This is a genomic window from Curtobacterium pomorum, from assembly GCF_044497295.1.
Taxonomy (GTDB): Bacteria; Actinomycetota; Actinomycetes; order Actinomycetales; family Microbacteriaceae; genus Curtobacterium.
In genome coordinates this window covers 506008-530038 of sequence record NZ_CP172409.1, presented here as the reverse complement: position 1 = coordinate 530038, position 24031 = coordinate 506008, and the positions used below count along the sequence as shown (strand labels likewise).

Below are 24031 nucleotides of genomic sequence, written 5' to 3'. Positions count from 1 at the left end.
GGGTCGTGCAGGTGTTCGGGGAGTGGGGTGTTCGTGGAGTGGGGGTGTTCGGGCGGGGTCAGGCGGGCTCGGGTGCCGGGTGCGTCGTGAGCACCCGGACCGAGATCGCCGTCGGGTCGGTGTGGTCGAGGGCAGGCACGTCGCTGCCGGGCAGGGCTGCGGCGGCGGCTCCGGTCGCGACGGCCTGGGCGAGGCGCTGCTCGGGTGACGCGCCGGCCACCTCGGCGAGCAGGTAGCCGGCGAGCGAGGAGTCCCCCGCGCCGACCGTGGAGCGGGCGACGATCCGCGGCGCGGCGGCGGCGAAGGCCCCCTCGCCGGAGACCAGGACGGCGCCGGCGCTGCCGAGGGTGAGCAGGACGGTGTCGACGTTCCGGTCACGCAGGCGCTGCGCGGCGGCCACGGCGGCGTCGAGGTCCTGCTCGTAGGTGTCCGGGTCGCCACCGACGACCTCGGCGAGCTCCTCGGCGTTCGGCTTGACCAGGTCGATCCGCTCGCCGGACTGCAGCAGGGCGGTGAACGGGACGCCGGACGAGTCGACCGCGATCCGGACGTCCTCACCGTGGCGCGCACGGACGGCACGGACGAGCACGGCGAGCGCGTCGTCGGGGAGCCCTGGCGGGAGCGATCCGGCGAAGACCACCCAGCGGGCGGCGGGGCCGGTGGCGGTCGCTGCTGCGGTGTCGGCGACCAGGGACGCGAGGTCGTCCAGGCGGCCGGCGAGCGAGGGACCGGGCTCGTTGAGCTTGGTGGTGGTGCCGGTCGGCTCGGTCACGGTGACGTTCGAGCGGAGCGGCGCGCCGATCGGCAGTGCGGCGGTCGGGATGCCCCGGGTGGCCAGGCCGAGCAGCACCGGGTCGAGGTCGTCGCCGGGCAGGACGGCGATCGTGTCCCCGCCGCTCGCGACGACCACCCGGGACACGTTCACGCCCTTGCCGCCGGGCTCTGCGGTGGAGCGGGTGGCGCGTTGGACGGCGCCGCGCTGCAGTTCGCCGGAGAGCTCGATGGTGCGGTCGAGGCTCGGGTTCGGGGTGACCGTGACGATGCGGCGGTTCATGCGACGACCACCTCGACGTCGGCGTCGGTCAGGGCGCCGGCGAGGTCGGCCGGCGGCGCCTGGTCCGTGACGAGCGTGTCGATCTCGTCGAGCCGGGCGAAGCGCATGAGGGCCTCGACCCCGTGCTTCGCGGCGTCGGCGAGCACGACGGCACGGCGGGCCGCGAGGACGTAGGCGCCCTTGACCGCGGCTTCGTACTCGTCCGGCGTGCTCAGCCCGAACCCGGCGGACAGACCGTTCGTGCCGACGAAGGCGATGTCCGGCCGCAGGGCGCCGATCTGCTCGACGGTGGCGGTGCCGACCGCGGCGCTCGTGACCCCGCGCACCCGGCCGCCGAGCAGGTGCAGCTCGACGTGCTCGCTGTGCTGCAGGGTCGCGGCGATCGGCACGGAGTTCGTGATGACCGTGAGGGTCGCGCCGACAGTGGCGGGTTCCCACCGTGCGAGTTCGGCGGCGACGGCGGCGCACGTGGTGCCGGCGTCGATCGCGATCGAGCCCGTGAAGGTCGAGGGCACCAGGCGCATCGCAGCGCGGGCGATCTCGGACTTCGCGGAGCCGTGCTGGCCCTCGCGCTCGGCGACGGAGAGTTCGACGACGCTCGAGCGACCGATCGGCACCGCTCCCCCGTGCACGCGACGGAGGACCCCGGCGGACTCGAGGGCGTCGAGGTCGCGGCGGACGGTCTCGGTGGTGACGTCGAAGTGCTCGGCCAGGTCGGCGACGGAGACCCGGCCGGCGTCCTGCAGCGCTGCTGCGATCGCGTCGTGCCGCTCGGTTGCGTACATGCCCGAACTCCTTCGTTCCCGTGGGTTTCAGGAACCATAAGCCACAAACCCACACAAACACAACCACCCCGCTCGCCCCGCCCGGCGCTCCTCCTCTCCCCGAGGTTCCGAAATCTCGGCATCTCGCGCCGCCCACAGCCCGTCCGTGGAACCTCGGCGTCACGCACGCGGCATGTCGTGGAACCTCGGCGGGCGGCACACGCACGAACGCCAGGCACACGCACGAACGCCAGGCACACGCACGAACGCCCGCCCCACGCACGAACGCCCCGCACACGCACGAACGCCCCGCCGTGCTCGTGCACGACGGGGCTTCAGGTTCGACGGTCAGCCCTTCACGGCCCCCGCGGTCATCCCGCTGACGAGTCGACGCTGGACGATCAGGAAGAAGACGACCACGGGGATCGAGAACAGGACGCTCGCCGCCATCAGCCCGCCGAAGTCCGTGCCCTTGTTCGTCGAGAACCCGGCCAGCCACACGGGCAGCGTGTACATCCCCTGGTCCTTGAGCATCACGTACGCGATCAGGTAGTCGTTCCACGCGGCGATGAACGCGAACACGCTCGTCGCGATGACCCCGGGCATCACGAGCGGGAACAGCACGCTCCACAGGATCCGGAAGGTGCCGGCGCCGTCGACCTTCGCGGCCTCTTCGATCTCGACGGGTACGGCCACGAAGAACCCGCGCATCACCCAGATCGAGAACGGCAGCACGCTCGCGACGTACGCCAGGATCAGTCCGACGTAGCTGTTGAGCAGCCCGAGCGTCTGGAACGACAGGAACAACGGGATGAGCAGGGCGCCCGACGGGATCATCTGCACGAACAGGATGCCGACCAGGATCGCCCGTCGCCCGCGGAACCGGAACCGCGACAGCGCCGCCGAGGCCAGGAACCCGACCACGATCGACAGCAGGACGGCGGCCACCACCACGATGGTCGAGTTCCGCAGGTAGACCAGGAAGCCCTCTTGTGTGAGCGCCCGGGTGAAGTTGTCGAGCGTCGGGTGCAGCGGCGCCCAGATCGGGGTCATGGTGGTGACCTCGTCCGCCGGCTTGAAGGCGGTGTTCACCATCCAGTAGATCGGGAACACCCACACCAGGCAGAACACGACCGCGATGGTGTTGGCGACCACGCGCGGCTTCCGCTTCCGTGCCCGCACGGGTGCGGGCACGGAAGCGGGCGCGGGCGCGGCAGCGGGCGCGACACCCGCGCCGGGTGCTGCGTTCGAGACGGTCACAGGTCCTCCTCACCGCTGCGGACGAGCCGGCGGATGTAGTAGCTGGTGAGCGCGCCGAGGATCACGGTCGAGATGACGGCGATCGCGGCACCCTGGCCGTAGGCGTTGGAGACGAACGACTTCACGAACGTCCAGATGCCGAGCGTCAGGGTGGCCTCTTCCGGGCCGCCCCGGGTGAGCAACCAGATCTGGTTGAAGACGTTGAAGTCCCAGATCACCGACAGGATCGACACGAGCAGCAGGGTCGGTGCGAGTGCCGGCAGCGTGATCGCGCGGTACATCGTCCACGTCGAGGCGCCGTCGAGCGCTCCGGCCTCGTAGTACTCCGGCGCGATCTGCGACTGCGCGGCGTACAGCGTCAGGGCGACGAACGGCACGGCCTGCCAGATCACGAGCGTGAGCACGATCGTGTACGCCTGCCCGGGGTGCGACGCCCAGTTGTCCTGCGTGTGGTCGCCGAACACCCGCAGCTGCGTGATGAGCCAGTTGAGCACGCCGTAGAACGGCTGGAAGAGCCACTGCCAGACCAGGCTCGACGCGACGTTCGGCATCGCCCATGCCAGCACGAGCACGACGCTGACGACGGTGCGCATCGCGACGCCGAGCCGGGTGAGCAGTTGTGCGACGCCCATCCCGATGACGATCGTGCCGAGCACCATCGCCCCGGTGACCAGGACGGTGCGCAGGATGACCGGCCAGAACGACGCGTCGGTCAGGACGTTCGTGTAGTTCGAGACGCCGGCGAACCCGGCCTCCCCGGTGAAGATCGCCCGGAGCCCGTAGTCCTGGAACGAGATGACGACGAGTCGGACGAGCGGGTAGACGACGAGCGCGAGCAGCAGGATCGCCGCGGGGGCCAGCAGGACGAGCGGTGCCCGCGACGCCACCGCCGACCGACGACGCGCCCCGCGGCCGGGACGAACCGGCCGCCCCGACCCAGTACCGCCGACGCCCCCGATCCCCCCGCCGCCGGCGACCGGCTCGGACTGCTCCGAACCGGTCGCCTGCTCCGCAGTGGAGGTCATCGACTACGGCTGCGCGTTCAGCGCGGTCGTGAGGTGCTTCGAGAAGCCCTCGGCGGCCTGCTCCGGCGACTTCCGTCCGGTGGCGATGTCCGCGAACATCGACTGGAACGACGCGTCACCCTCGATGGTCGCCCAGCCCGGCGTCGCCGGGGTCGGACGGCTCGTGCTGGCTGCCGCGAAGTACGGCTTGTGCAGGGTGTCGACGTCGTCGGCCACCGCGTCGAGCAGCTCGGTCGAGTTCGGCTCCCAGCCGTCGACGCCGAACACCTGGTCCTGCTGGAACTCCTTCGAGGTCAGGATCTTCAGGTAGTACAGCGCGAGGTCCTGGTTCGCGGCCTTCGCCGGGATGCCGAGGTCGGACCCGCCGAGGAACACCGGCTGCGTCTTGCCGGCCGTCTGCGACGGCATCGGGAACGTGCCGATCTGGTCGGCGAGCGCGGGCTTCGCGGTGGTGATCGAGCCGATCTCCCACGCCGAGCCGAGGAACGCCGAGGTGTTGCCCTGCGCGAAGACGTCGCTCTGCGAGGGCTTGTCGGTGTTGATGTCCTGCGTCGACTTCGCGGAGTAGTCGTTCTGGAACGTCTTCCACGCCGTCAGGCCTTTCACGGCGTCGTCGGAGTCGAGCGTGCCGGTCCACTTGCCGTCCTCGTCGGAGGCGATCTCGCCGCCGGCGTCCCAGACCCACTGCAGCCCGCCGTACCAGTACTGGCCGGGCATGTAGAAGGCGGAGAAGTCGCTCGCCGTGTTGGCCGCCTTGACCTTGTCCAGGTCGGCGGTGAGCTCCTCGTACGTGGTCGGTACGTCGGTGACGCCGGCGTCCTTCCAGACCTTCTTGTTGTAGACGACGGCCCGGTTGCCCGCGAAGAGCGGTGCGCCGTAGAGCTTGTCGTCGACGGTGGCCGGCCCCTCGAGCCCGGTCAGCCAGGTCTGGCCGTCCTTGAGTTCGTCGCGGTACGGCGTGAGGTCCATCAGACCACCGGCCGCCGCGTAGACCGGCACCTGCGTGTTGCCGAGGTCGACGACGTCCGGGGCGTCGTCCTGGGCGAGTGCCGTGGTGAGCTTCGTGGTGATCCCGTCCCACTGCTGGGTCTGGATCTTCACCTTCGCCCCGGTGTCCTTCGTGAACTGCTCCTGGGCGGCGTCGAGGACCTTGTCGCTGAGGTCGCCGTTCATCATCCAGACGGTGATGGTCTTGCCCTTGCCATCGGGTGTGCCGATGGACTTCGTGCCACCGTCGGAAGCTCCGTTGCTTCCGGCGGAGCACCCGGTGAGGGCGAGCGCGGCCGCCAGGCCGAGCGCACCGAGTGCGGCGAAACGCGTGCGTGTCACGTTGACTCCCTTGGTCCGACCTTTATGAAAGGACGTTGCGTATTCGCAATAGAAGACCTTCCGGGAGCCCTTGTCAACCGTTGGATCGGTCCCTGTGGGAAGGTTCGATCCGCGTGTTTCCGGGGGATCACGGATGGCGAACAGATCGTCGCCAACGCTTGACACGACTGGTCATGACCAGCCATCATCTGCGTCGCGCGTCGACGGGGTGGACCGGACGACCGGGAGGCCCGGTGCCGGTCTCGCAGACCGGCACCGGGCCTCCCGGATCACCACCACGTCCGTCAGACGGCCGCCAGGGCGGACGTCGGTGGGATGCGCGCTGCGCGCGCCGCCGGGTACAACCCGGACACCCCACCGATCACGACCGTCGCTCCGAGCCCGCCACCGACGGCCCAGAGCGGGATCGCCACCGGCCACCCCTGCCCCACGGCGAAGGCGACCGTGACCCCGACGCCGATCACCACACCGGCGACGCCGCCCAGGAACGACAGCAGCAGCGACTCGACCAGGAACTGGTCACGGATGTTCCGCCGACGTGCGCCGAGGGCACGACGCACGCCCACCTCGGCACGACGTTCCAGCACCGTGATCACCATCGTGTTCGCGACGCCGATGCCGCCGACGAGCAGGGCCACACCGCCGATGCCGACGAGCAACCCGGTGAACGAGTCGTCGGTGGCGTTCTTCGCGGCGAGCGCGTCGGACGGCCGGGTCACGCCGACGTCCTGCGGTGCTCCGGGGCGGACCGCACCGGCGAGGACGTCGCGAGCCTGCTCGACGCGCGCCGGGTCGACCCGCGTGTACACCGCGGTCGGCGCTCCGTCGAACCCGAGCTGCGCGGCGAGGGACCGCGGGATGAACACCTGGTTGTCGAGGTCCTCCGCGAGCTGGACGGGCTGCAGGATGCCCACGACCTGCACCCACTGCCCGCCCGTCCAGACACGCGTGTCGGCGCGCACCGTGTCGATGCCGAGCGCGGCGGCGGCGTCGGCCCCGAGCACCACCTGCGGCGGAGCACCCGGACCGTCGTCGATCCAGCGGCCCGACGCGAGCTCCGCGCCGAGGACCCCCGGCACGTCGCCCCACGCCGCGAGCACCCCGATGCCCTTCGTCTGCGGAGCGGGGATCAGGGCGTTCCGGTAGACGCCGGTGGCCGGTACCGTGCCGACGGCGGCCGCGGACTCCACGTCGTCCTGGCGCAGCACCGAGTCGAGTGCCGTGGGCGGCAGCGGCTGCTGCTCACCGAAGCCCTGCGCCGGCGTGGCCGTGAGGACGTTCGTGCCGAGCGCGTCGAGCACCCGGTCGACCATCGCCTTGCTCGACGACGAGATCCCGACGACCGCGATCATCGCCGCGATGCCGATGGCGATCCCGAGGGCGGACAGCACCACGCGACCCGGCCGGGTGCGCAGGCCGAACACGCCGAGTCGGAGCAGGTCCGCGGGGCCGACGGTTCCGCGGGCGCTCATCGCGTGCCCGCCCGGTCGTCGTGCGAGACCAGGCCGTCGCGCATCCGGATCCGCCGGGGCAGCGACGCGGCGAGCTCGAGGTCGTGCGTGATGACGAGGATCGTCGTCCCGGCTGCGTTCAGCTCCCGCAGCACCGTCAGGATCGCCGCGCCCGACGCCGTGTCGAGCGCGCCGGTCGGCTCGTCCGCCAACAGGATCGTCGGTTCGCCAACGATCGCCCGCGCGATCGCGACGCGCTGCTTCTCGCCACCGGACAGCTCGTGCGGCCGGTGGTCGACGCGGTGCCCGAGGCCGACGCGTCCGAGCGCCTCGACGGCCCGCCGGTGGCGCTCCCGCCGGGGGACGCCGGCGTAGAGCACGCCGTCGGCGACGTTCTCGGCGGCCGTCGCTCCGGCCTGCAGGTGGAAGTGCTGGAACACGAAGCCGATGTGGTCGGCACGGAGTCGCGAGAGCGCGTCGTCGGACATCGAGGCGACGTCGTTGCCGGCGATCGTCACGGTGCCCGAGGTCGGCCGGTCGAGCGTCCCGACGATGTTCAGCATCGTCGACTTGCCCGATCCCGACGGGCCGACGACGGCGACGAGCTCCCCCGCGGCGACCTCGAGCGAGACGCCGCGGAGCGCGCCGACGTCACCGTAGGTCTTCACCACGTCGCGGAGCGACAGGACCGCGGCGGCCGCCCCGGTGGCTGCGGCGCTCATCCGGGCACCACCACGCGGTCCCCCTCCGCGACGTCGCCAGTGACGGCCACGCGACCGTCCGCCGTGAACCCCGGCACGACCGCCACCCGCTTCGTCGTCCCGTCGCGACGCACCACGTCGACGGCGTACTCCCCGCCCGAGCCCGCGGCGAGCGCCGCGACCGGCACGGACAGGACACCCCGCTCGGTGGTGCCCTTCGCGTCCACCTGTGCGGAGGCGGCGGCGGGCAGCTTCCGGTCACCCGGGTCGAACGACACGGAGACGTCGACCTTGTTGCCGCCGTCCTCGCTCGTGCTCGGCTGCACGTCCGCGACCTCGCCACGCAGCGGGTCGCCGGCGCCGTTGATCCGGACGTCCACCTCCGTGCCGACGGCCAGCCGTTCGGCATCGCGCTGCGAGGCCGTCGCCGTGACGACGCGCTCGGTGCTCGTGACCTGCAGGACGTCGCCAGCGGCTCCGACCCCGCCGTCCCCGGCTCCGCCCGCGCCGGCTCCGGTGGGCTGTCCGAGCTCGCCGTCCACCGACGCGACGCGCACCGCCCCGTCCACGAACGCGATGTCGTCCGCCGTCAGCACCCCGGTCACGCGGTGCCCTCGGTCCTGCTGCCACTGCCGCACCGCGCGCTCGGTCCGCGGGCCGAAGACGTCGTCGACCGACACGTCGTACCCGAGCGCGGCCAGGTTCTCGTTGAGCTGCCGCACGTCGGTGCCCGTGCGCCCCCGCGACAGGTCGCGCCACAGCGGCACCGTGCCGTACATCGAGCGCACGCCGCGCTCGTCGACGGCGTACAGGTACTCGTCGCGGTGGACGACGTCGCCCGGCTCCGGCAGCCAGGTGATGGTGCCGCCCGCGGCCGCCGGCACACCGGTCGCGGACCCGTAGCCCAGCGTTCCGGCGAACACCTTCGAGTCGGTCAGGTCCCCCTTCGTCACGATCGCCGTGGCGCGGTCCGGCTGCTCGCTGGCCGACGCGGCGGCCGGCTCCTCGGCCTGCAGCCCCAGGACGGCCCAGGTTCCGGTCCCGACGGCGAGACCGGCCGCGAGGCACACCGCCGTGATCGTCGTGCGGCGTCCGATCGGTCGCCTCACGACGTGGCTCCGTCGCCGACCTCGGCGTCGTCCCCGCCGAGCCCGGCGAAGGCCTCGTCGGAGCAGGCGCGAGCCACCTCGTCGAACGCGGCCTGGTCGCCGGGCTGGTAGCCCGCCTTCGCTTCCTCGTCGTCGGGGTAGTCCTCGAAGCCGCGATCGCGGATGCACTCGGCGGCCTTCCGCTGCCGGTCTGCCGAACCCGGCATCGGCTTGGCCATCTGGGCGTCGCCGGCTGCGGCGGAGTCGCCGAGGCAGGACTGCAGGTCGGCCTGGTACTGGTCCTCGTCGACGCCGTCGGGTGCGCTCAGCTGGAGCGTCGTCCCCCCGGAGGACGGGTCCGGCATGTCGTAGCCCTTGCCGCGCATGCACTCGGCGAGCGTCGCGCCCTTCGCCGCGGTCCCGGAGGACTTCGTGGACCCGGAGTCCGGAGCGGCCGCCGAGCACGAGGCGAGCAGACCCGGCAGCAGCACCAGGGCCGCGGCGGCGGCGAACAGGGAGCGGGTCCGACGGGTGGTGGTCGTGGTCGTTGCGTTCATGGTCCCAGCACACCCGATCGGCTGTTTCGCGCCGCGTACCCGCCGGGTTACACCGACGAAACGTCGACGCGCACGGCGAGGCCGCCGGTCGGGCGCGCATCGATCGTCATCCGCCAGCCGTGCGCCTGCACGATCGACGCGACGATCGACAGTCCCAGGCCGCTGTGCCGGTCGGCGGACGGGCTCGAGGGGCACCGGCGGAACGGCTCCACCAGGCGCGGGGCCTCGTCCTGGGGCACCGGCGGCCCGGCGTTCTCGACGACGAACCCGTCGCTCGTGGTCGTCACGCGGACGAACCCACCGGATTCGTTGTACTCGACGGCGTTGCCGACCAGGTTCACGAGCAGCTGGCGGAGGAGCGTCGGCTCACCGTCGACGACCAGGCCGGGAGGCCCGGTGCGGCGCTCGTGGGTCAGGGTCACCCCGGCGTCGGTCGCGTCCGGGGCCGCTCCTGCGACGACCTCGTCGGTCACCTCGTCGAGACGGACGGCGCTGGTCGCGCCCGCCAGTCCGCGATCGGCCTCGGCGAGCACGAGCAGGGACTCGACCAGGTGCTCCGTCCGGCGGTTCTGCTCGAGGAGCTGCTCGCGGGTGGCGCGCACGTCGTCGCGGTCGGCGTCGTCGTGCAGTCCGATCTGCACCGCGGCCCGTTGGACGGCGAGCGGCGTCCGGAGTTCGTGCGACGCCTGCGCCACGAACCGGCGTTGACTCTCGAACGCCGTCTCGAGCCGGTCGAGCAGGCCGTCGACGGTGCGGGACAGGCGCCGCAGCTCGTCGTCCGGGCCGCCGAGTTCGATCCGCTCGTGCAGGTTCGACGCCGTGATCCGGTTCGCCGTCGCGGTGATCCGGTCGATCGGACGGAGCATCCGCTGGCTGACCAGCCACCCGACACCTCCGGCCAGGGCCCCCGCACCTGCGATGCCGACGGCGGACCACTGCCACTGCTGCACGGCGACGAGCTGGATCACCGTGACCGCCGACGGATCGCGCCCACCGGTGCCGCCCGGCTCCAGCGGTGCCGGCGATGCGGTCGCGAACCCCTGCACGGGCCTGGCGGTCCGCGCCGACGTGGTGTCGAGTCCGGCGCCGACCCCGGCGAGGGACATCACGTTCGAGAACACGACGACACCGGTCGCGAGCGCCATCGCTGCGAGCGCGAACGTCACCGCGGTGCGGGCACGGATGCTCCAGGTCCGCCGGACCCGCCTCACAGGGAGTAGCCCCGTCCGGGCACCGTCCGGATCGGGTCCGGGCCGCCGAGCTTCTTGCGGAGCTTCGACATCGTCACCCGGACGGCTGCGGTGAACGGGTCGATGTTCATGTCCCAGACCTTCTCGAGCAGTTCCTCGGTCGAGACGATGCGGCCGTCGGCGCGCAGGAGTTCCTCGAGGACGCCGAGCTCCTTCGACGTCAGGTCGAGCGGTCGTCCGTCGCGTGTCGCCATCCGTCGGTTCGTGTCGACGACGAGTCCGGCGCGTTCGAGGACGGGCGCGACCGGGGCGACGCTCCGCCGGCCGAGTGCGCGGACGCGGGCGACGAGCTCCGGGTACTCGAACGGCTTCGCCAGGTAGTCGTCGGCGCCGAGCTCGAGTCCGTGCACGCGGTCGGCCAGGGCGGTCGCTGCGGTGAGCATCAGGATCCGGGTGAGGCTGCCGCGGGCCGCGAGCCTCCGGGCGACCTCGTCGCCGTGGAGCCCGGGGACGTCACGGTCCAGCACGACGACGTCGTAGTCGTTGACGGACAGCAGTTCGTCGGCGTCGTCACCGCGGTACACGACGTCGACGGCCATGTCCTGGCGTGCGAGCCCCTTGGCGATCAGGTCGGCGAGGGTCGGTTCATCGTCCACCACGAGTACGCGCATCCGTATATTGCACGTGATGTACCCATGGATCGGCTGGGAGGATCAGGCGTCGAACGGTACCTCGCCGTGGTCGCTCACACCGGCGCGCTGCCGGTAGGCCAGGTGCCCGCCGAGGTACCCACCGACCCCGACGACCGTGAGCGCCGCGAAGCCGAGGAGCTTGCCGGCGCCGTGGTTGCCGTGCTTCCGCTGCCACCACGACAGGCCGTACAGCGAGATGCCGACCCAGTTCACGGCCTGGTGCACCCACCCGGTGCGCAGCTGTTCGCGGTCCAGCTCGGACCAGTCGACGTAGCCGGCGACGCTCGCGCTGCCGGAGGACACGAGTCCCACGCCGACCAGCGTCTTGGCGGCCTTCGCGTTGCCCTTCCCGCCGAACACGTCGAGCACCGCGGCGGAGATCCACGCCCCGAGCGGCACCTGCACCATGAGCGGGTGCAGCGGATGGCCGAACGGCACCCCGTGCAACAGTTGTCGCAGTGCCTTCGGCTTCGCGAGCGCGTTCACCACCGCTCGGTCGACGTCGACGGCCTTGTCGAGCACGCTCGCGTGCTCGACGGTGTCGGTGAGGCGACGGAACACGCGGATCTCAGGCATGCCCTGGACGCTATTACGGGAGGCCCGCCACCGGTCCCAGGAACCGGTACCGGGCCTCCCGTCCGTCACCCCACCCACCCCGGAACCAGGTTCCGGACACAGCACCACGCCGTTCCACGGTGTCGTGTCCGGAACCTGGTTCCGCGCGGGCGCCGCCTACTCCTCGACGATCTCCGCCAGTTCGAAGGGCTCGACGGTCAGGCCGTCGCCGTCTGCGGCGACGTCCACCCGCACGGTGTCGCCGTCGCGGACGTCACCGGACAGGATCGCCCGTGCCAGCTTGTCGTCGATCTGCCGCTGCATGAGGCGACGGAGCGGCCTGGCGCCGTAGAGCGGGTCGTACCCGCGCTCCGCCAGCCAGCCGCGCGCCTCCGGAGTGACCGCCAGCTCGAGTCGGCGGTCGGTCAGCCGGCGGGCCAGCCGGTCGACGTAGAGCGACACGATCTGGCCGAGGTCGTCGGCCGTCAGGGCCTGGAACACCACGATGTCGTCGAGGCGGTTGATGAACTCCGGCCGGAACGCCTGCTGCACGAGCTCGCGCACGGCCGCTTCGCGCTGGTCGTCCGTGAGCGTCAGGTCGGTCATGAACTGCGAGCCGAGGTTCGACGTGAGCACGAGGATCGTGTTCCGGAAGTCGACCGTGCGCCCCTGACCGTCGGTGAGCCGACCGTCGTCGAGCACCTGGAGCAGCACGTCGAAGACCTCGGGGTGGGCCTTCTCGATCTCGTCGAGCAGGATCACCGAGTACGGGCGACGCCGGACGGCCTCGGTGAGCTGCCCGCCGGACTCGTAGCCGACGTACCCGGGCGGGGCACCGATGAGCCGCGAGACCGAGTGCTTCTCGCCGTACTCGCTCATGTCGATGCGGACGAGGGCCTTCTCGTCGTCGAACAGGAACTCCGCGAGCGCCTTCGCCAGCTCGGTCTTGCCGACGCCGGTCGGCCCGAGGAACAGGAACGATCCGGTCGGACGGTCCGGGTCGGAGATGCCGGCGCGGGTGCGGCGGACGGCTTCGGACACGGTGTTCACGGCGGTGCGCTGCCCGATGATCCGGCGGCCGAGCTCGTTCTCCAGGTGCAGGAGCTTCTCCGTCTCGCCCTGCAGCAGCCGGCCGAGCGGGATGCCCGTCCACTGGGCGATCACGGCGGCGATGTCCTCGTCGGTGACGCTGTCGTTCACCATGCGGTCGGCGGACTCGGCCTGCTCGGCGGCGGCGAGCTCCGCTTCGATCCGGGGCTTCTCGGCGTACTCCAGGCGCGACACCGTTGCGTAGTCGGCTTCGCGCTGGGCACGCTGGCTGCGCATGTTGAGGTCGTCGAGCTGCTGCTTCAGCTCGCCGATCCGGTTCAGGCTGGCACGCTCGGCCTGCCAGCGCTGCTCGAGCTCACCCAGTCGTTCCTCGCGCGTGTGCAGTTCGTTCCGCAGGGTCTCGAGCCGCGCCTTCGAGGCGTCGTCCTTCTCCTGCTTGAGCGCGAACTCCTCGACGCGCAGCCGGTCGACGTTCCGCTTCAGCTCGTCGATCTCGACCGGGCTGGAGTCGATCTCCATGCGGAGCCGACTGGCGGCTTCGTCGATCAGGTCGATCGCCTTGTCGGGCAGCTGCCGGCCGGAGATGTACCGGTTCGACAGGCTGGCCGCGGCGACGAGCGCGGAGTCGTTGATCGTGACCTTGTGGTGCGCCTCGTAGCGCTCCTTGAGGCCGCGGAGGATCGCCACGGCGTCCTCGACACTGGGCTCGCCGACGTAGACCTGCTGGAAGCGGCGCTCGAGGGCGGCGTCCTTCTCGATGTACTCGCGGTACTCGTCGAGCGTCGTCGCCCCGATGAGCCGTAGCTCGCCGCGCGCGAGCATCGGCTTGAGCATGTTCGAGGCCGCGACGGACCCCTCGCCGCCACCGGCCCCCATCAGCGTGTGCAGCTCGTCGATGAACGTGATGACCTGGCCGTCGGAGTCGTTGATCTCCTTGAGCACGGCCTTGAGGCGCTCCTCGAACTCGCCGCGGTACTTCGCGCCGGCGATGAGCGAGGAGATGTCGAGCGAGACGAGCCGCTTGTCCTTGAGCGAGTCGGCGACGTCGCCGGCGACGATGCGCTGGGCGAGCCCCTCGACGACGGCGGTCTTGCCGACGCCGGGCTCGCCGATGAGCACGGGGTTGTTCTTGGTGCGGCGGGTGAGCACCTGGCTGACGCGTCGGATCTCGGAGTCGCGTCCGATCACCGGGTCGAGCTTGCCGCTGCGAGCGATCGCCGTCAGGTCGACGCCGTACTGCTCGAGGGCGGTCTTCTGTCGCTCTTGCGAGTCAGGAGCACCCTGGAGGTTCGCCATGCGTTCCGTCCTTTCGTTGCGGTGGTGTTGTACTTGAGTCTACTCCGCTCAACTTACGTCGGCGCGGGGACATTCCGGATCCCGACGGCACTGACGACCGCGCCGGCGACGAGCAGCACCGCCATCACGACGACCGCCCGGTGCAGGCCGGCGACGCTAATCTCCCCACCGAGCACCACACCGGCGAGCGCCACCATCACCAGGCCGGCGATCCGCGCGATCGCGTTGTTCACGGCCGACCCGACGCCGGCCTCGGACTGCGGCACCGACCCGAGCACGGCACTGGTCAGCGGCGTGACCATGAGCGCGATCCCGAAGCCGATGAGCACGAGCCCGGGGAACACGGCGACCCAGTAGCCGTCCGGCCGTGCACCGACCAGCAGCATCAGGAGCGCACCGACCGCGGCCACCGCCGGCCCCGCGGCCATGAACCAGCGCGGCCCGAACCGCCCCGCCAGCCCGCCCACCGCCGAGGACACCAGCAGCAGGACCACCGTCGGCGGCAGCGTCGCCAGGCCGGCGAGCCAGGCCGGGAACCCCCAGACCTCCTGCAGGAACAGCGTGACCACGAAGAAGACCATGCTCAGGGCGCCGTAGATCGACAGGGTGGCGAGGTTGCCCACCGCGAAGTTGCGGGCACGGAACAGCGCGAGCGGCACCAGCGGCGAACCGGTCGTCCGGGTCACGTGGAGTTCCCACGGCACGAAGGCCCCGAGGGCCAGAGCGCCGAGCACGAGCGCGGTGACCACCACCGGAGCACCCCATCCCAGCCGCTCCTGCTCGATGAGCCCGAGCACCGCGCCACCGACCCCGACGACCGCGAGCACGGCGCCCACCACGTCGATGCGCGGTCGGACCGCGGGGTGCACGTCACCGGTGATCCGCAGCACGAGCGGGATCGTCACCGCGATCGGGACGGCGGTGAGCACGAAGATCCACCGCCAGCCGATGCTGTCGACCACCAGACCGCCCACCACGGGCCCGAGGATCGTCGCGGCGCTCGACCACGCGGTCCACGTGCCGATCGCCTTCGACTGCGCGGCCCCGCGGAACGCCGCCACGATGAGCGCGAGCGCACTCGGGGTCACCAGGGCGCCGCCGACGCCCTGGACCGCCCGCGAGACGATCAGGAACTCCCCCGTCGGGGCGATGGCGCACGCGACCGAGGCGATCCCGAACACGACGAGCCCCCACGTGATGATCCGGACCCGGCCGAACACGTCCGACAACGACCCGGCGACGAGGATGAGCGAACCGAGCGTCACCAGGTACGCGTCGACGGTCCACTGCTGCACGACGAGCCCGCCGCCGAGCTCCTGCCGGATCGCGGGGAGCGCCACGTTCACCACGCTCGAGTCCAACCCGACGACGAACGACGACAGGATCGCCACCACCAGCACGGTGCGCCGGTCGTCCCGGAGCGGCGCGGTCGCGCGAGGTGCGGCAGTGGTCATGTGCTCATCCTGCTCCCGCCGACGCCGGCCGGGCAGTCCCCGTCAGGACCACCCGTTGACGACGAGGTCCGTGCACGACGAAGCCCCCGCGACCAGAGTGGTCGCGGGGGCTGCCGACAGGACGGGGCCGGGTGTCCTGAGCTTCGGGCGTCGTGGACGCCGGGGCGTCAGCGCCGGGAGTCGGTGTTCGGCTGCGCGCTCGGGCCGGGGTTCAGGACCGGACCGGCAGCGGGCTCGGCGGGAGCGGTCGGCACGGTGGTGTTCGTCGCCGCGGTGTTCTGCACCGTGGTGTCGCCCGCCTGCGCCTTCTTCTCGTCGTCGGTCATCTCCTTCTTGAAGATGTTGATCGACTGCCCGAGGCCCTTGGCGAGCGCCGGGAGCTTCGTCGCGCCGAACAGCAGGATGACGATCCCGAGGATGATCAGCAGGTGTACGCCGCCGAGGTTTCCGAGCATCATGACTCCTTGATCTGGAACTGGTCGCCGTCCGGAGGTCATCTTCGACCCACGCGGCGGAAGTCCGTGTGCTCCCCATCGTAACTCCCCCGCTCCCTGATGCCCAGGCCGGGCACCGGAACGGACACCGTTCGCACAGGGAAGCGGACCGCCGGTGCGCAGCGGACCGCCGTCAGTGGGACGCGAGTACCCGGTCGAGGCTCCACAGGACGGGTTCCGCACGGAGCGCCGGGATGTCGGCCTCCGTCACACCGGTGATCCGGAAGGTCACCCGCTCCCCGGGCAGCAGGGTCATGAACCCGCGGTCGACCGCTCCGGTGCCGCGCACCCGGTCGGGCTGGACGAGCAGGTCCCGCACGAGCGACTCGGCCTCGACGGTCAGGTCGAGCCCGCCGTCGACGGGCGTGAACGCAGTGCGGTACCGCGCCGGCTCCCACCGCACGTCGACGTCGGGACCGGGCGTCCAGACCGCTCGGCGCCAGTCCATGTCCGCCACGATGAGCTCGTTCGCGGGGTCGTCGACCACGCCCACCGACTCGGGCAGGGCGACGACGGCGACCCCGGCGGACGACAGGCGGACGGGGAGTGACGCCTCGGCCAGGATCGTGCCGGCGGTGGTGACCCGTCGCACCCGGACCACGCTGTCGTGGCCGCCCCGCGTGGACCGGACGGCGACCTCGACGGGCGAGGACCCGAACGCGCCGGGCGAGACGCCGAGGGACAGGGTGTCCGCCGCGTCGCCCGGATCAGCCGTCTCGCTGACGCCCGTCGACCCACCCGGGTGATCCGGGCCTCCCGTCCGCTCCGCACCGGACGCGACCGGCGAGGCGGGCGCGACCGCCCCGGAGACCGGAGAAGCGGGCGACGACGCCGGCGACGCAGCCGGTCCGGACACGGCGGACGGCGCGACCGCCACCCGCGACACCGGGCGGATCGTCAGGAGGACGTCGTCGTACAGCCGGCGTAGCTCGTGCGCGAGCGGCTTCAGCCGCCCCGCCGAGTCGATCGCCGACCACGACGACACCGGCCAAAGGTCGTTGAGCTGCCACATCACCACACCGGTGTTCCGCGGCCAGTGCGTGCGCCAGTGCTCGATGCCCGTCGCGATGGCCCGCGCCTGCTGCAGCTGTGTCAGGTAGTGCCACCGGTCGAAGGCGGCCGGGTCGACCGTGCCGAACCGCGGCTCGATGCCGCGGGCCAGCTTGCCCATGCCGTCCGCGGCCTTCTGGTGGTGCACGACCCCCGGCGAGTCGACGCGCAGCACCTCGTCCGCGACACCGTCCCGCAGCGTCCGCCAGGCGGGCGGCGCCTGCCAGCCGAACTCGGAGACGAACCGGGGAACCGACCCGCGGTAGGCGGTGTCGGGCAGGCGGTTCCAGACGTCCCACGAGTGGTGCGTCTCGTTGTCGACGTCGTTCGCGGGCAGCGACTCGGAGCCCGACCACGGCGACGCCACCGTGTAGAAGCGCGACGGGTCGACCGCGTCGACGATCGTCGGCAGCAGGTCGAGGTAGTAGTCGAGGCCCCAACCGCGGTCGCCGAGGGAGTCCGCCCAGCCGTCCACGTCGTGCAGCCAGATGTTCTCGTTGTTGCCGTTCCACAGCACCAGCGAGGGGTGCCGCGCGAGCCGGGCGACGTTGTCCCGCGCCTCGGCGATGACCTCGCTGCGGATCGGCTCGACCTCGGGGTAGGCCGAGCACGCGAACGGGAAGTCCTGCCAGACGAGCAGTCCGAGTTCGTCGCAGACCTCGTAGAAGTCGCGCGACTCGTACACGCCGCCGCCCCACACGCGCACGAGGTTCGTACCGAGCGACGCCGCCGCGGTCAGACGGGACTGCAGGCGCGCGCGGTCGACGCGCGAGACGATCACGTCGTCCGGGATCCAGTTCACCCCGCGCACGTCGATCAGGGTCCCGTTGACGTGGATGCCGAACGGCCGACCCATGTCGTCGACCTGCGTGTCGATCCGGGTCGACCGGAAGCCGGTGCGGAACGTGTCGCGGTCCAGGACCTCGCCCTCGACCGTCTGCAGTTCCACGACCACGTCGTACTGCGCCTGCGCACCGTAGCCGCGAGGCCACCAGCGCAGCGCCTCGGGCACACGCACCGTGACGACGGTCTCGTCGTCCTTCGGCGTCAGCTGCGCCCGCGACCGCTGCCGCGTGGGCGTGCCGTCCTCCTTGAGACCGCTGACGGTCACGACGAGCACCAGGTCGTCGTCCTCGCCGTCCTGGTCCAGGTCGTTCAGGCCCGAGCGCTCGACCGTGATGTGTGCGTCGAGCACCCCTTCGCCGGCCTCGACGTCGACGAGCGGTCGGACCTCGCGCAGCCGCGCGGTGGACCACCGCTCGATCGCGACCGGTCGCCAGGGACCGCTCGTGACGGCGGTGAGGCCCCAGTCCCAGCCGAAGTTCGAGGCCATCTTGCGGATGTACGGGAACGGCTCGTCGTACGGTCCCGGCATGCTGCCGGCCTTCGCGGCGACCCGGCCGGCCTCGCGGTACGGCGACTCGAACAGGATCTCGAGGTCCTTCGTCGTCGCCCCGGACCCGGACTGCACGCGCGCGTCGAAGCGGTAGCGCCGGTGCATGTTCCGCGTCGTGCCCACGACGACGCCGTCCAGGCTCAGCTCGGAGACGGTGTCCAGGCCGTCGCAGACGAGGTCCACGCGTTCGTGGCCGCGGGGGTCGACGTCGACCGAGGTGCGGTAGGACCAGTCGGCCCGGCCGACCCACTTGGCGGCCTGCTCGTTCCGGTCGAAGGTCGGGTCCGGCAGCAGGCCCTCCCGTTCCAGGTCGGTGTGCACCTGGCCCGGCACCGTCGCCGGGATGGTGCGGCCCGCGACGCCGTCCGGCGCACCGGTTCCTCCGGCCATCGTCACGGTCCAGCCGTCGCGGAGTTCCTCGCGTTCGAGGGTCATGCGGGTCCTTCTCTTCGGCGGACGGGGTGTCCGTCGCCTCGGTCGGGACGCCGGCCGGTGGCCCGCCCCGTGGCCGGTCGGTCGACCTGGAGGCGCGGCACCGGTTGTCCGGGCGTCGTCACGTCGCGCGCGCGATCGGGTGGCGCTCGCGCGTGGGGTGCTCGGCGATGCTAGTACGGGAAGCCATCAGCAACCTATGTGGTGACAGGGCGGGGTCCTCCGTGCAGGCTGGGGACGTGATCACCGTTGCACTCGCCAGGACCCTCCGCGACGCCGGCCTGCGCTGGCACCCCGAGACGGGCGACCGGTTCGTCATCGACAAGCCCGAGGTGGACGAGGACGTCTACACGGTCTCCGAGATGACCGTCGAGCGACACGACTCCCCCACCGGGACGATCCTCGGCTTCAACGGGACCACCGAGTGGGCGCTCGACTCCGTGACCGCGTCGGAGTCCCTCTGGCTGCCGCGCGAGGACCAGCTGCGCGAGCTGCTCGGGCCGTCGTTCATCGGGCTGACACGGGTGTCGGTGAGCGGCCGGGTCGTGTACACGGTCACGGCGACGATCGGCGGCACCGACCGGAGCTTCGCGTCGGAGACCCCGGCGATCGCCTACGGCCAGGCGCTGCAGGCGTACATCGCCGCCGCGCTGTCCTGAGGGGCACGCCCGGGGTCGCTGATCCTGGGCGTTGCCGGAATGGCTGCTGGGGGTCGTTTGGTTGCATGGCACCATGACCGTTCCGAACATCACCCTGAACGACGGCAAGACCATCCCGCAGCTCGGCTTCGGCGTCTTCCAGATCGACCCCTCGTCGACCAAGGACGCGACGCTCACGGCGCTCGAGGTCGGCTACCGCCACATCGACACCGCCGAGATGTACGGCAACGAGAAGGAGGTCGGTGAGGCGATCGCCGAGTCCGGCATCCCGCGCGAAGAGATCTTCGTCACCTCGAAGCTCAACAACGGCTTCCACGACCCTTCGGCAGCTGCCGAGAACGGCAAGAAGTCGGCCGACCTGCTCGGCGGCTACACCGACCTGTTCCTCATCCACTGGCCGCTGCCCACCGTCTCGGACTTCGTCCCGACGTGGAAGGCCCTCGAGGAGCTCTACGCCGCCGGCACCTCCCGCTCGATCGGCGTCAGCAACTTCCAGGCGCACCACCTCCGCCGCCTGCGTGCCGAGACGGACGTTCCGCCGGCCGTGAACCAGATCGAGGTGCACCCGTACCTCGCCCAGGACGAGCTCCGCGCCGTCAACAGCGAGCTCGGCATCGCGACCGAGGCATGGTCCCCGATCGCGCAGGGCCTCGTGCTCGACGACGAGACCATCACCCGCATCGCCGGCGCCGTGGGCAAGAGCCCGGCGCAGGTCGCCCTCCGCTGGCACATCCAGCGTGGCGACATCGTGTTCCCGAAGTCGGTCACGCGTGCCCGCGTCGAGGAGAACTTCGCGATCTTCGACTTCGAGCTCTCCGACGAGGACATGACGGACATCACGACGCTCGACAAGGGCCACCGCACGGGTCCGGACCCGGACACGTTCGACTACGTCCCGGCCTGATCCTCCGGAACGCACGACGGAGCCGCCCGGGGAGACCCGGGCGGCTCCGTCGTGTCGGCGGCTCCGTCGTGTCGGCGGCTACGCTGCAGGGAAGGGGTGTTCATGACTGCGGTGGCTCGGTTCGACGGCGGATGGACGCCGCAGCTCGACCAGGCGTACCGTGACGTCCTCGGTGCGGTCCGTGACGGCTCCCTCGGTCAGGACGTCACCCACGACGAGCTGGCGCTCTCCGGACGGTTCGGCCTCGACCCGGTGGTCCTCCACGCGGTGCTCGAGCGACTGTCGGACGTCGGTATCGCGGTCCTCGACGACCAGTCCGCAGTCCGTTTCCGGTCGTTGTCCCCTGCCGCCTGGGTGGACAACGGCTGGCTGCTCGTCGGGCTGGTGGAAGGGGTCATGCGCTCTGCCGTGCCCGTGCTCACGGCAGCGGACCTCGTCGAGCAGGGCCGTGTCGCCGAGGCGCTCCGCCGTTCCGCGCACCTGCGCACGCCCGAACTCGACCAGGCGTTCTGGGCGTCGATCACCTTCTGGATCGACCGGACCCCGAACGTGTCCCTCGGTCGACTCGCTGCACGAGCCGTGGAGCGGGCCCGGTTCGGTGTGACGCCGACGATCCCGTTCCGGTCCACCGAGGTCGACACCTGGGCGGCAGCTGCCGAGCAGGCGGTGCGGTACCCGGGCGTGCGGTCAGCCGAGCGTGCCGCGCACGTGCTCGCACGGCTGTGGGGCGAGCACGCCGACGCTGCGGTCGCCGCGTTCGGCGGAGCATCCGACGACGCGTCGTCCGCGCCTTCCGCACCGGCGGACTCGCCGAGCTGGGCCGTCTGGACCCCGGACGACCTCTGGTGGGACCTGCTCGCGATGGTGCGCGACGGGACGCTCGAGCGCGACCGGACGTACCGCGCGAGTGCGATCGCCGCGCGACTCCGACAGTCGGTCCGGCGGCTCGTGCCGATGGTCCGGCGACTCGAGCTGCTCGGGCTCGTCGAGACGCGGCCGGACGCCCCGGAGGACATCCGCATCACCCGGCCGGACCTGCAGCACTGGACCGATTCGCTGCAGCTCGCGTCCACGCTCGTCGAGGCCTGCGCCCGGTGGTCCGTACCGACCCTGGACGACGCCGGGCGGGCCGAACTGCACGGGGTGATCGACCGGCTCCGCCGCCAGGGTCGCATCCGTGACTACGGCTACACGATGTCGGTGGTGGAGCTCTCACGGCTCCTCGCGGACCACACGCCGAACCCCTGGCTCGCCGGCAGTCTGCGGTTCGCCCTGAGCCGGCTCGCGTTCGTGTTCGACGAAGCGCCGCCCTTCCGCAGGTGGGACATCGAGGACGTCCTCACCCAGTTGGAGGACGCCATCGACCGCGGTGACCCGGACCGAGCCGCAGACGCGGCGCACGCGCTCAACGTCCACTACGACGCGCACATCGTCGACGTCGTCGCGCGGTTGTCCGGCACGGAGTCCTGAGCCGCACGGCACACGTCGTCGTCCGCCGTGCACCGTGCACCGTGCGGCCCTGGCCCATCGTCAGCTGTCGGTGTCCGCGGCGAGGCGACGCCGACGGAGGACGAGCAGCACCGCACCGGTCGCTGCGAGTCCGACGCCGATGAGGCTCGCGACCAGGACGCCGTCCGACCCGGTCCAGGCCAGACGCGAGGGCCCCGTCGCGGACGCCGCCTCGGTCACGGCGTCTGCTCGGCCGCCCCCGTTCCCGTGGTCGCCGACACCACCGTCGCCAGTGCCCGGCTCACCTCCGGTTCCGGGTCCGCCCCCGGGTCCACCCCCGGTACCCGGCAGGGTGGTCCCCGGCCCGTCGGACGGCGTCGGTGCCGGCGGGTCGGTCGGCTCCGGCGACGGAGTCGGCGTGGGCGTCGGTGTCGGTTCCGGCTCCGCCCCGGGTTCGACCTCGACCCGGATCGTCGCGGACGCGACCTGACCGGCGTTCGACGTGATCTCGTACCGCACCGGCGACGCGACCCCGCTGAAGCCGTCCTCCGGCGTGAAGGTCACGCGACCGGCGTCGTCCACGACGTAGGTGCCCTCACCCGGCACGCGCAGCTGCTTGCCGTCGTCGGACAGCTCGGCGCCCTCGAGCCCCTCGTCGCTGAGCCGGAGCGACCCGAGGTCCGCACCACTGCCGTCGAGCGGGTCGTTCCCCACGACGTCCACGACCACGGGTTCACCCTGCTGTCCGGTCGCGGTGTCGTCCGAGGCGACGGCATCCGGCAGCACCACGTCGAACGCGATCGTGTCGGTGTTGTTCGCCAGGTCGACGTCACTCACCGAGCCGTCCCGCGCCACGGCTGCCAGCCCCTCGTCGAAGCGGCCGGCGGTGAAGTCGGTGACGCTCTCCGCAGGCGTCGAGTAGGTCCCGGTCCGCGTCGTCACCGGCACGGTCCCCCGCGCCGACAACACGATCTGCCCGCCGGGAGGCGCCGTCCAGTCGGTCGCCACGGTGCCCTCGCCCTGCGCCGAACCGCACGTCGCGCCGCCCCTGGCCTCGCACGACCAGGTGACGTCCTCGAGCGGCAGCTCATCGGTCAGCGCCGTCGTCCGTGCCACGGCGTCCACGGGCCCGCCGATCGTGGCCGGGCCGTCGTTGACCGACCGGACGCGGAACGACACGTCGTCGCCGGCGGTCACCGGCCCCTCGGTGTCGACCGACGCCGTGGTCACGACGTCCGTCGGCTGCGTGGCCCGGACGTTGCGGATCTCGTGGAACTCGGCACGCCCGCCCGTCGACGCACTGAACCCGAACCGCATCTGGTCGGGCAGCGCCGTCGCCGGCAGGTCGGTGGAGATCAGGTGGTGCAGTTCCACCGGCTCCGAGCCGACCGGTGTGGGGTCCGACATCGTGACGATCGCCGTGATCCCGCCGGCGTCCCGGGGGACGACGTCGACCTTGACGTGCCGGTAGGTCGCCTCCTCGGCATCGACGCCGCGGTCCTCGAGGAAGCCGTCGCCGCGGTTGCCCGTCGTCGCGAGCACGGGGTAGCACTCGGCCTCGGCGCCGCGGACGGTGACGGCGTTCTGGATGAACTCCGGCAGCGCGAAGTTGCCGAACCGGTCGAACCCGACACCGACGACGCCGCCGTCGAGTCCGGCCGAGCACGCCGACCGGCCGTCGAAGTACCCGAGGCCACCACCCACCGGTCCGATCGCGTCGAGCGGCACGGACGCGTCCTGCAGGAAGAACCCGATCCCGTCCGCGTAGCCGGTGTCCTCCGGGCTCCACATCCGCTGGTCGAACTCGACGGTCAGTCCGTGGCTGGAGTCGTACGGCACCTCGTTGTACACCGCCGAGGCCATGTACTTGACGTTGTCGGTCATCCGGAGCCACTTGCCGGCCGACCCGTTCTCGACGATCGCTGCCTGCTGGTCGTTCGACGCGATGCGCGCCCAGCCCGGCGGCATCGTGGTGCCGACCGGCAGGTCGACGAACGGGTCACGGACGGGGAAGGGCTCGACGGCGTGCGCGGGTTGCGCGGACCCGACGATGCCCGCGCTGGCGACGAGTGCGCCGAGCGCGACCATCGGCGCGAGCGCGGCGGTCAACGCCGTGTGGGGCGTCCGCGGACGGGGTGGACGAGTGTGCATGGGAGTCCTCTCTGACGGTGCAGGAGACGA

The 24031-nt window shown here is 71.7% G+C and carries 20 protein-coding genes; 3 read left to right on the top strand and 17 right to left on the bottom strand.

From position 1 onward, the window contains the following. Nucleotides 1-58 precede the first annotated feature (58 nt). From ACGH48_RS02585 to ACGH48_RS02510, 16 genes are all read right to left on the bottom strand, one after another. Complete coding sequence (locus tag ACGH48_RS02585) at nucleotides 59-1054, bottom strand: 1-phosphofructokinase family hexose kinase (protein WP_396290070.1); 996 nt, start codon at nucleotides 1052-1054, stop codon at nucleotides 59-61. Beyond that, nucleotides 1051-1839, bottom strand: a complete 789-nt coding sequence (locus tag ACGH48_RS02580; RefSeq protein WP_396290069.1) for a DeoR/GlpR family DNA-binding transcription regulator — start codon at nucleotides 1837-1839, stop codon at nucleotides 1051-1053. The genes ACGH48_RS02585 and ACGH48_RS02580 overlap by 4 nt, the downstream gene beginning before the upstream one ends. A 327-nt stretch (nucleotides 1840-2166) precedes the next feature. After that, nucleotides 2167-3078, bottom strand: coding sequence for a carbohydrate ABC transporter permease (locus tag ACGH48_RS02575; RefSeq protein WP_396290067.1), 912 nt, complete (start codon nucleotides 3076-3078; stop codon nucleotides 2167-2169). Next, nucleotides 3075-4103, bottom strand: a complete 1029-nt coding sequence (locus tag ACGH48_RS02570) for a carbohydrate ABC transporter permease (RefSeq protein WP_123310457.1) — start codon at nucleotides 4101-4103, stop codon at nucleotides 3075-3077. Before ACGH48_RS02570 ends, ACGH48_RS02575 begins: the two co-directional genes overlap by 4 nt. A 3-nt stretch (nucleotides 4104-4106) precedes the next feature. Then, complete coding sequence (locus ACGH48_RS02565; protein WP_396290066.1) at nucleotides 4107-5432, bottom strand: sugar ABC transporter substrate-binding protein; 1326 nt, start codon at nucleotides 5430-5432, stop codon at nucleotides 4107-4109. A gap of 284 nt (nucleotides 5433-5716) precedes the next feature. Next, the gene (locus ACGH48_RS02560; RefSeq protein WP_396290065.1) at nucleotides 5717-6904 is read right to left on the bottom strand and encodes an ABC transporter permease; all 1188 of its coding nucleotides are present in this window, start codon (nucleotides 6902-6904) and stop codon (nucleotides 5717-5719) included. Beyond that, entirely contained in the window at nucleotides 6901-7605 is a 705-nt protein-coding gene (locus ACGH48_RS02555) for an ABC transporter ATP-binding protein (protein WP_123310463.1), read from the bottom strand. The genes ACGH48_RS02560 and ACGH48_RS02555 overlap by 4 nt, the downstream gene beginning before the upstream one ends. After that, nucleotides 7602-8693, bottom strand: coding sequence for a peptidoglycan-binding protein (locus ACGH48_RS02550; RefSeq protein WP_396290064.1), 1092 nt, complete (start codon nucleotides 8691-8693; stop codon nucleotides 7602-7604). The genes ACGH48_RS02555 and ACGH48_RS02550 overlap by 4 nt, the downstream gene beginning before the upstream one ends. Further along, entirely contained in the window at nucleotides 8690-9229 is a 540-nt protein-coding gene (locus ACGH48_RS02545; RefSeq protein WP_396290063.1) for a hypothetical protein, read from the bottom strand. Before ACGH48_RS02545 ends, ACGH48_RS02550 begins: the two co-directional genes overlap by 4 nt. 47 nt (nucleotides 9230-9276) lie before the next feature. Continuing rightward, on the bottom strand, nucleotides 9277-10440 hold the full coding sequence (locus ACGH48_RS02540) for a sensor histidine kinase (protein ID WP_396290061.1): 1164 nt from the start codon (nucleotides 10438-10440) through the stop codon (nucleotides 9277-9279). Further along, the gene (locus tag ACGH48_RS02535; RefSeq protein ID WP_396290060.1) at nucleotides 10437-11090 is read right to left on the bottom strand and encodes a response regulator transcription factor; all 654 of its coding nucleotides are present in this window, start codon (nucleotides 11088-11090) and stop codon (nucleotides 10437-10439) included. The genes ACGH48_RS02540 and ACGH48_RS02535 overlap by 4 nt, the downstream gene beginning before the upstream one ends. A gap of 42 nt (nucleotides 11091-11132) precedes the next feature. Beyond that, nucleotides 11133-11687, bottom strand: a complete 555-nt coding sequence (locus tag ACGH48_RS02530; protein ID WP_340195707.1) for a DUF2231 domain-containing protein — start codon at nucleotides 11685-11687, stop codon at nucleotides 11133-11135. 156 nt (nucleotides 11688-11843) lie between these two features. Further along, entirely contained in the window at nucleotides 11844-14012 is a 2169-nt protein-coding gene (locus ACGH48_RS02525; protein ID WP_123310475.1) for an ATP-dependent Clp protease ATP-binding subunit, read from the bottom strand. 53 nt (nucleotides 14013-14065) lie between these two features. After that, nucleotides 14066-15466, bottom strand: coding sequence for an MFS transporter (locus ACGH48_RS02520; RefSeq protein WP_396290059.1), 1401 nt, complete (start codon nucleotides 15464-15466; stop codon nucleotides 14066-14068). A 167-nt stretch (nucleotides 15467-15633) separates the two neighbouring features. Further along, a complete protein-coding gene (tatA, locus tag ACGH48_RS02515) occupies nucleotides 15634-15924 on the bottom strand; it encodes a twin-arginine translocase TatA/TatE family subunit (RefSeq protein ID WP_396290058.1) in 291 nt (96 codons plus the stop codon). 169 nt (nucleotides 15925-16093) lie between these two features. Further along, on the bottom strand, nucleotides 16094-18841 hold the full coding sequence (locus tag ACGH48_RS02510) for a glycoside hydrolase family 2 protein (RefSeq protein WP_396290057.1): 2748 nt from the start codon (nucleotides 18839-18841) through the stop codon (nucleotides 16094-16096). A 236-nt stretch (nucleotides 18842-19077) separates the two neighbouring features. Here ACGH48_RS02510 and ACGH48_RS02505 point away from each other — a divergent pair, with 236 nt between their 5' ends. From ACGH48_RS02505 to ACGH48_RS02495, 3 genes are all read left to right on the top strand, one after another. Further along, nucleotides 19078-19497, top strand: a complete 420-nt coding sequence (locus ACGH48_RS02505; protein WP_123310481.1) for a pilus assembly protein CpaE — start codon at nucleotides 19078-19080, stop codon at nucleotides 19495-19497. Between the two features lie 73 nt (nucleotides 19498-19570). Next, nucleotides 19571-20401, top strand: a complete 831-nt coding sequence (locus ACGH48_RS02500) for an aldo/keto reductase (RefSeq protein ID WP_396290055.1) — start codon at nucleotides 19571-19573, stop codon at nucleotides 20399-20401. Between the two features lie 102 nt (nucleotides 20402-20503). Beyond that, a complete protein-coding gene (locus ACGH48_RS02495; protein ID WP_396290054.1) occupies nucleotides 20504-21871 on the top strand; it encodes an FCD domain-containing protein in 1368 nt (455 codons plus the stop codon). Between the two features lie 60 nt (nucleotides 21872-21931). Here ACGH48_RS02495 and ACGH48_RS02490 read toward each other — a convergent pair whose 3' ends face one another. Then, the gene (locus ACGH48_RS02490; RefSeq protein ID WP_396290053.1) at nucleotides 21932-24001 is read right to left on the bottom strand and encodes an Ig-like domain-containing protein; all 2070 of its coding nucleotides are present in this window, start codon (nucleotides 23999-24001) and stop codon (nucleotides 21932-21934) included. Nucleotides 24002-24031 lie beyond the last annotated feature (30 nt).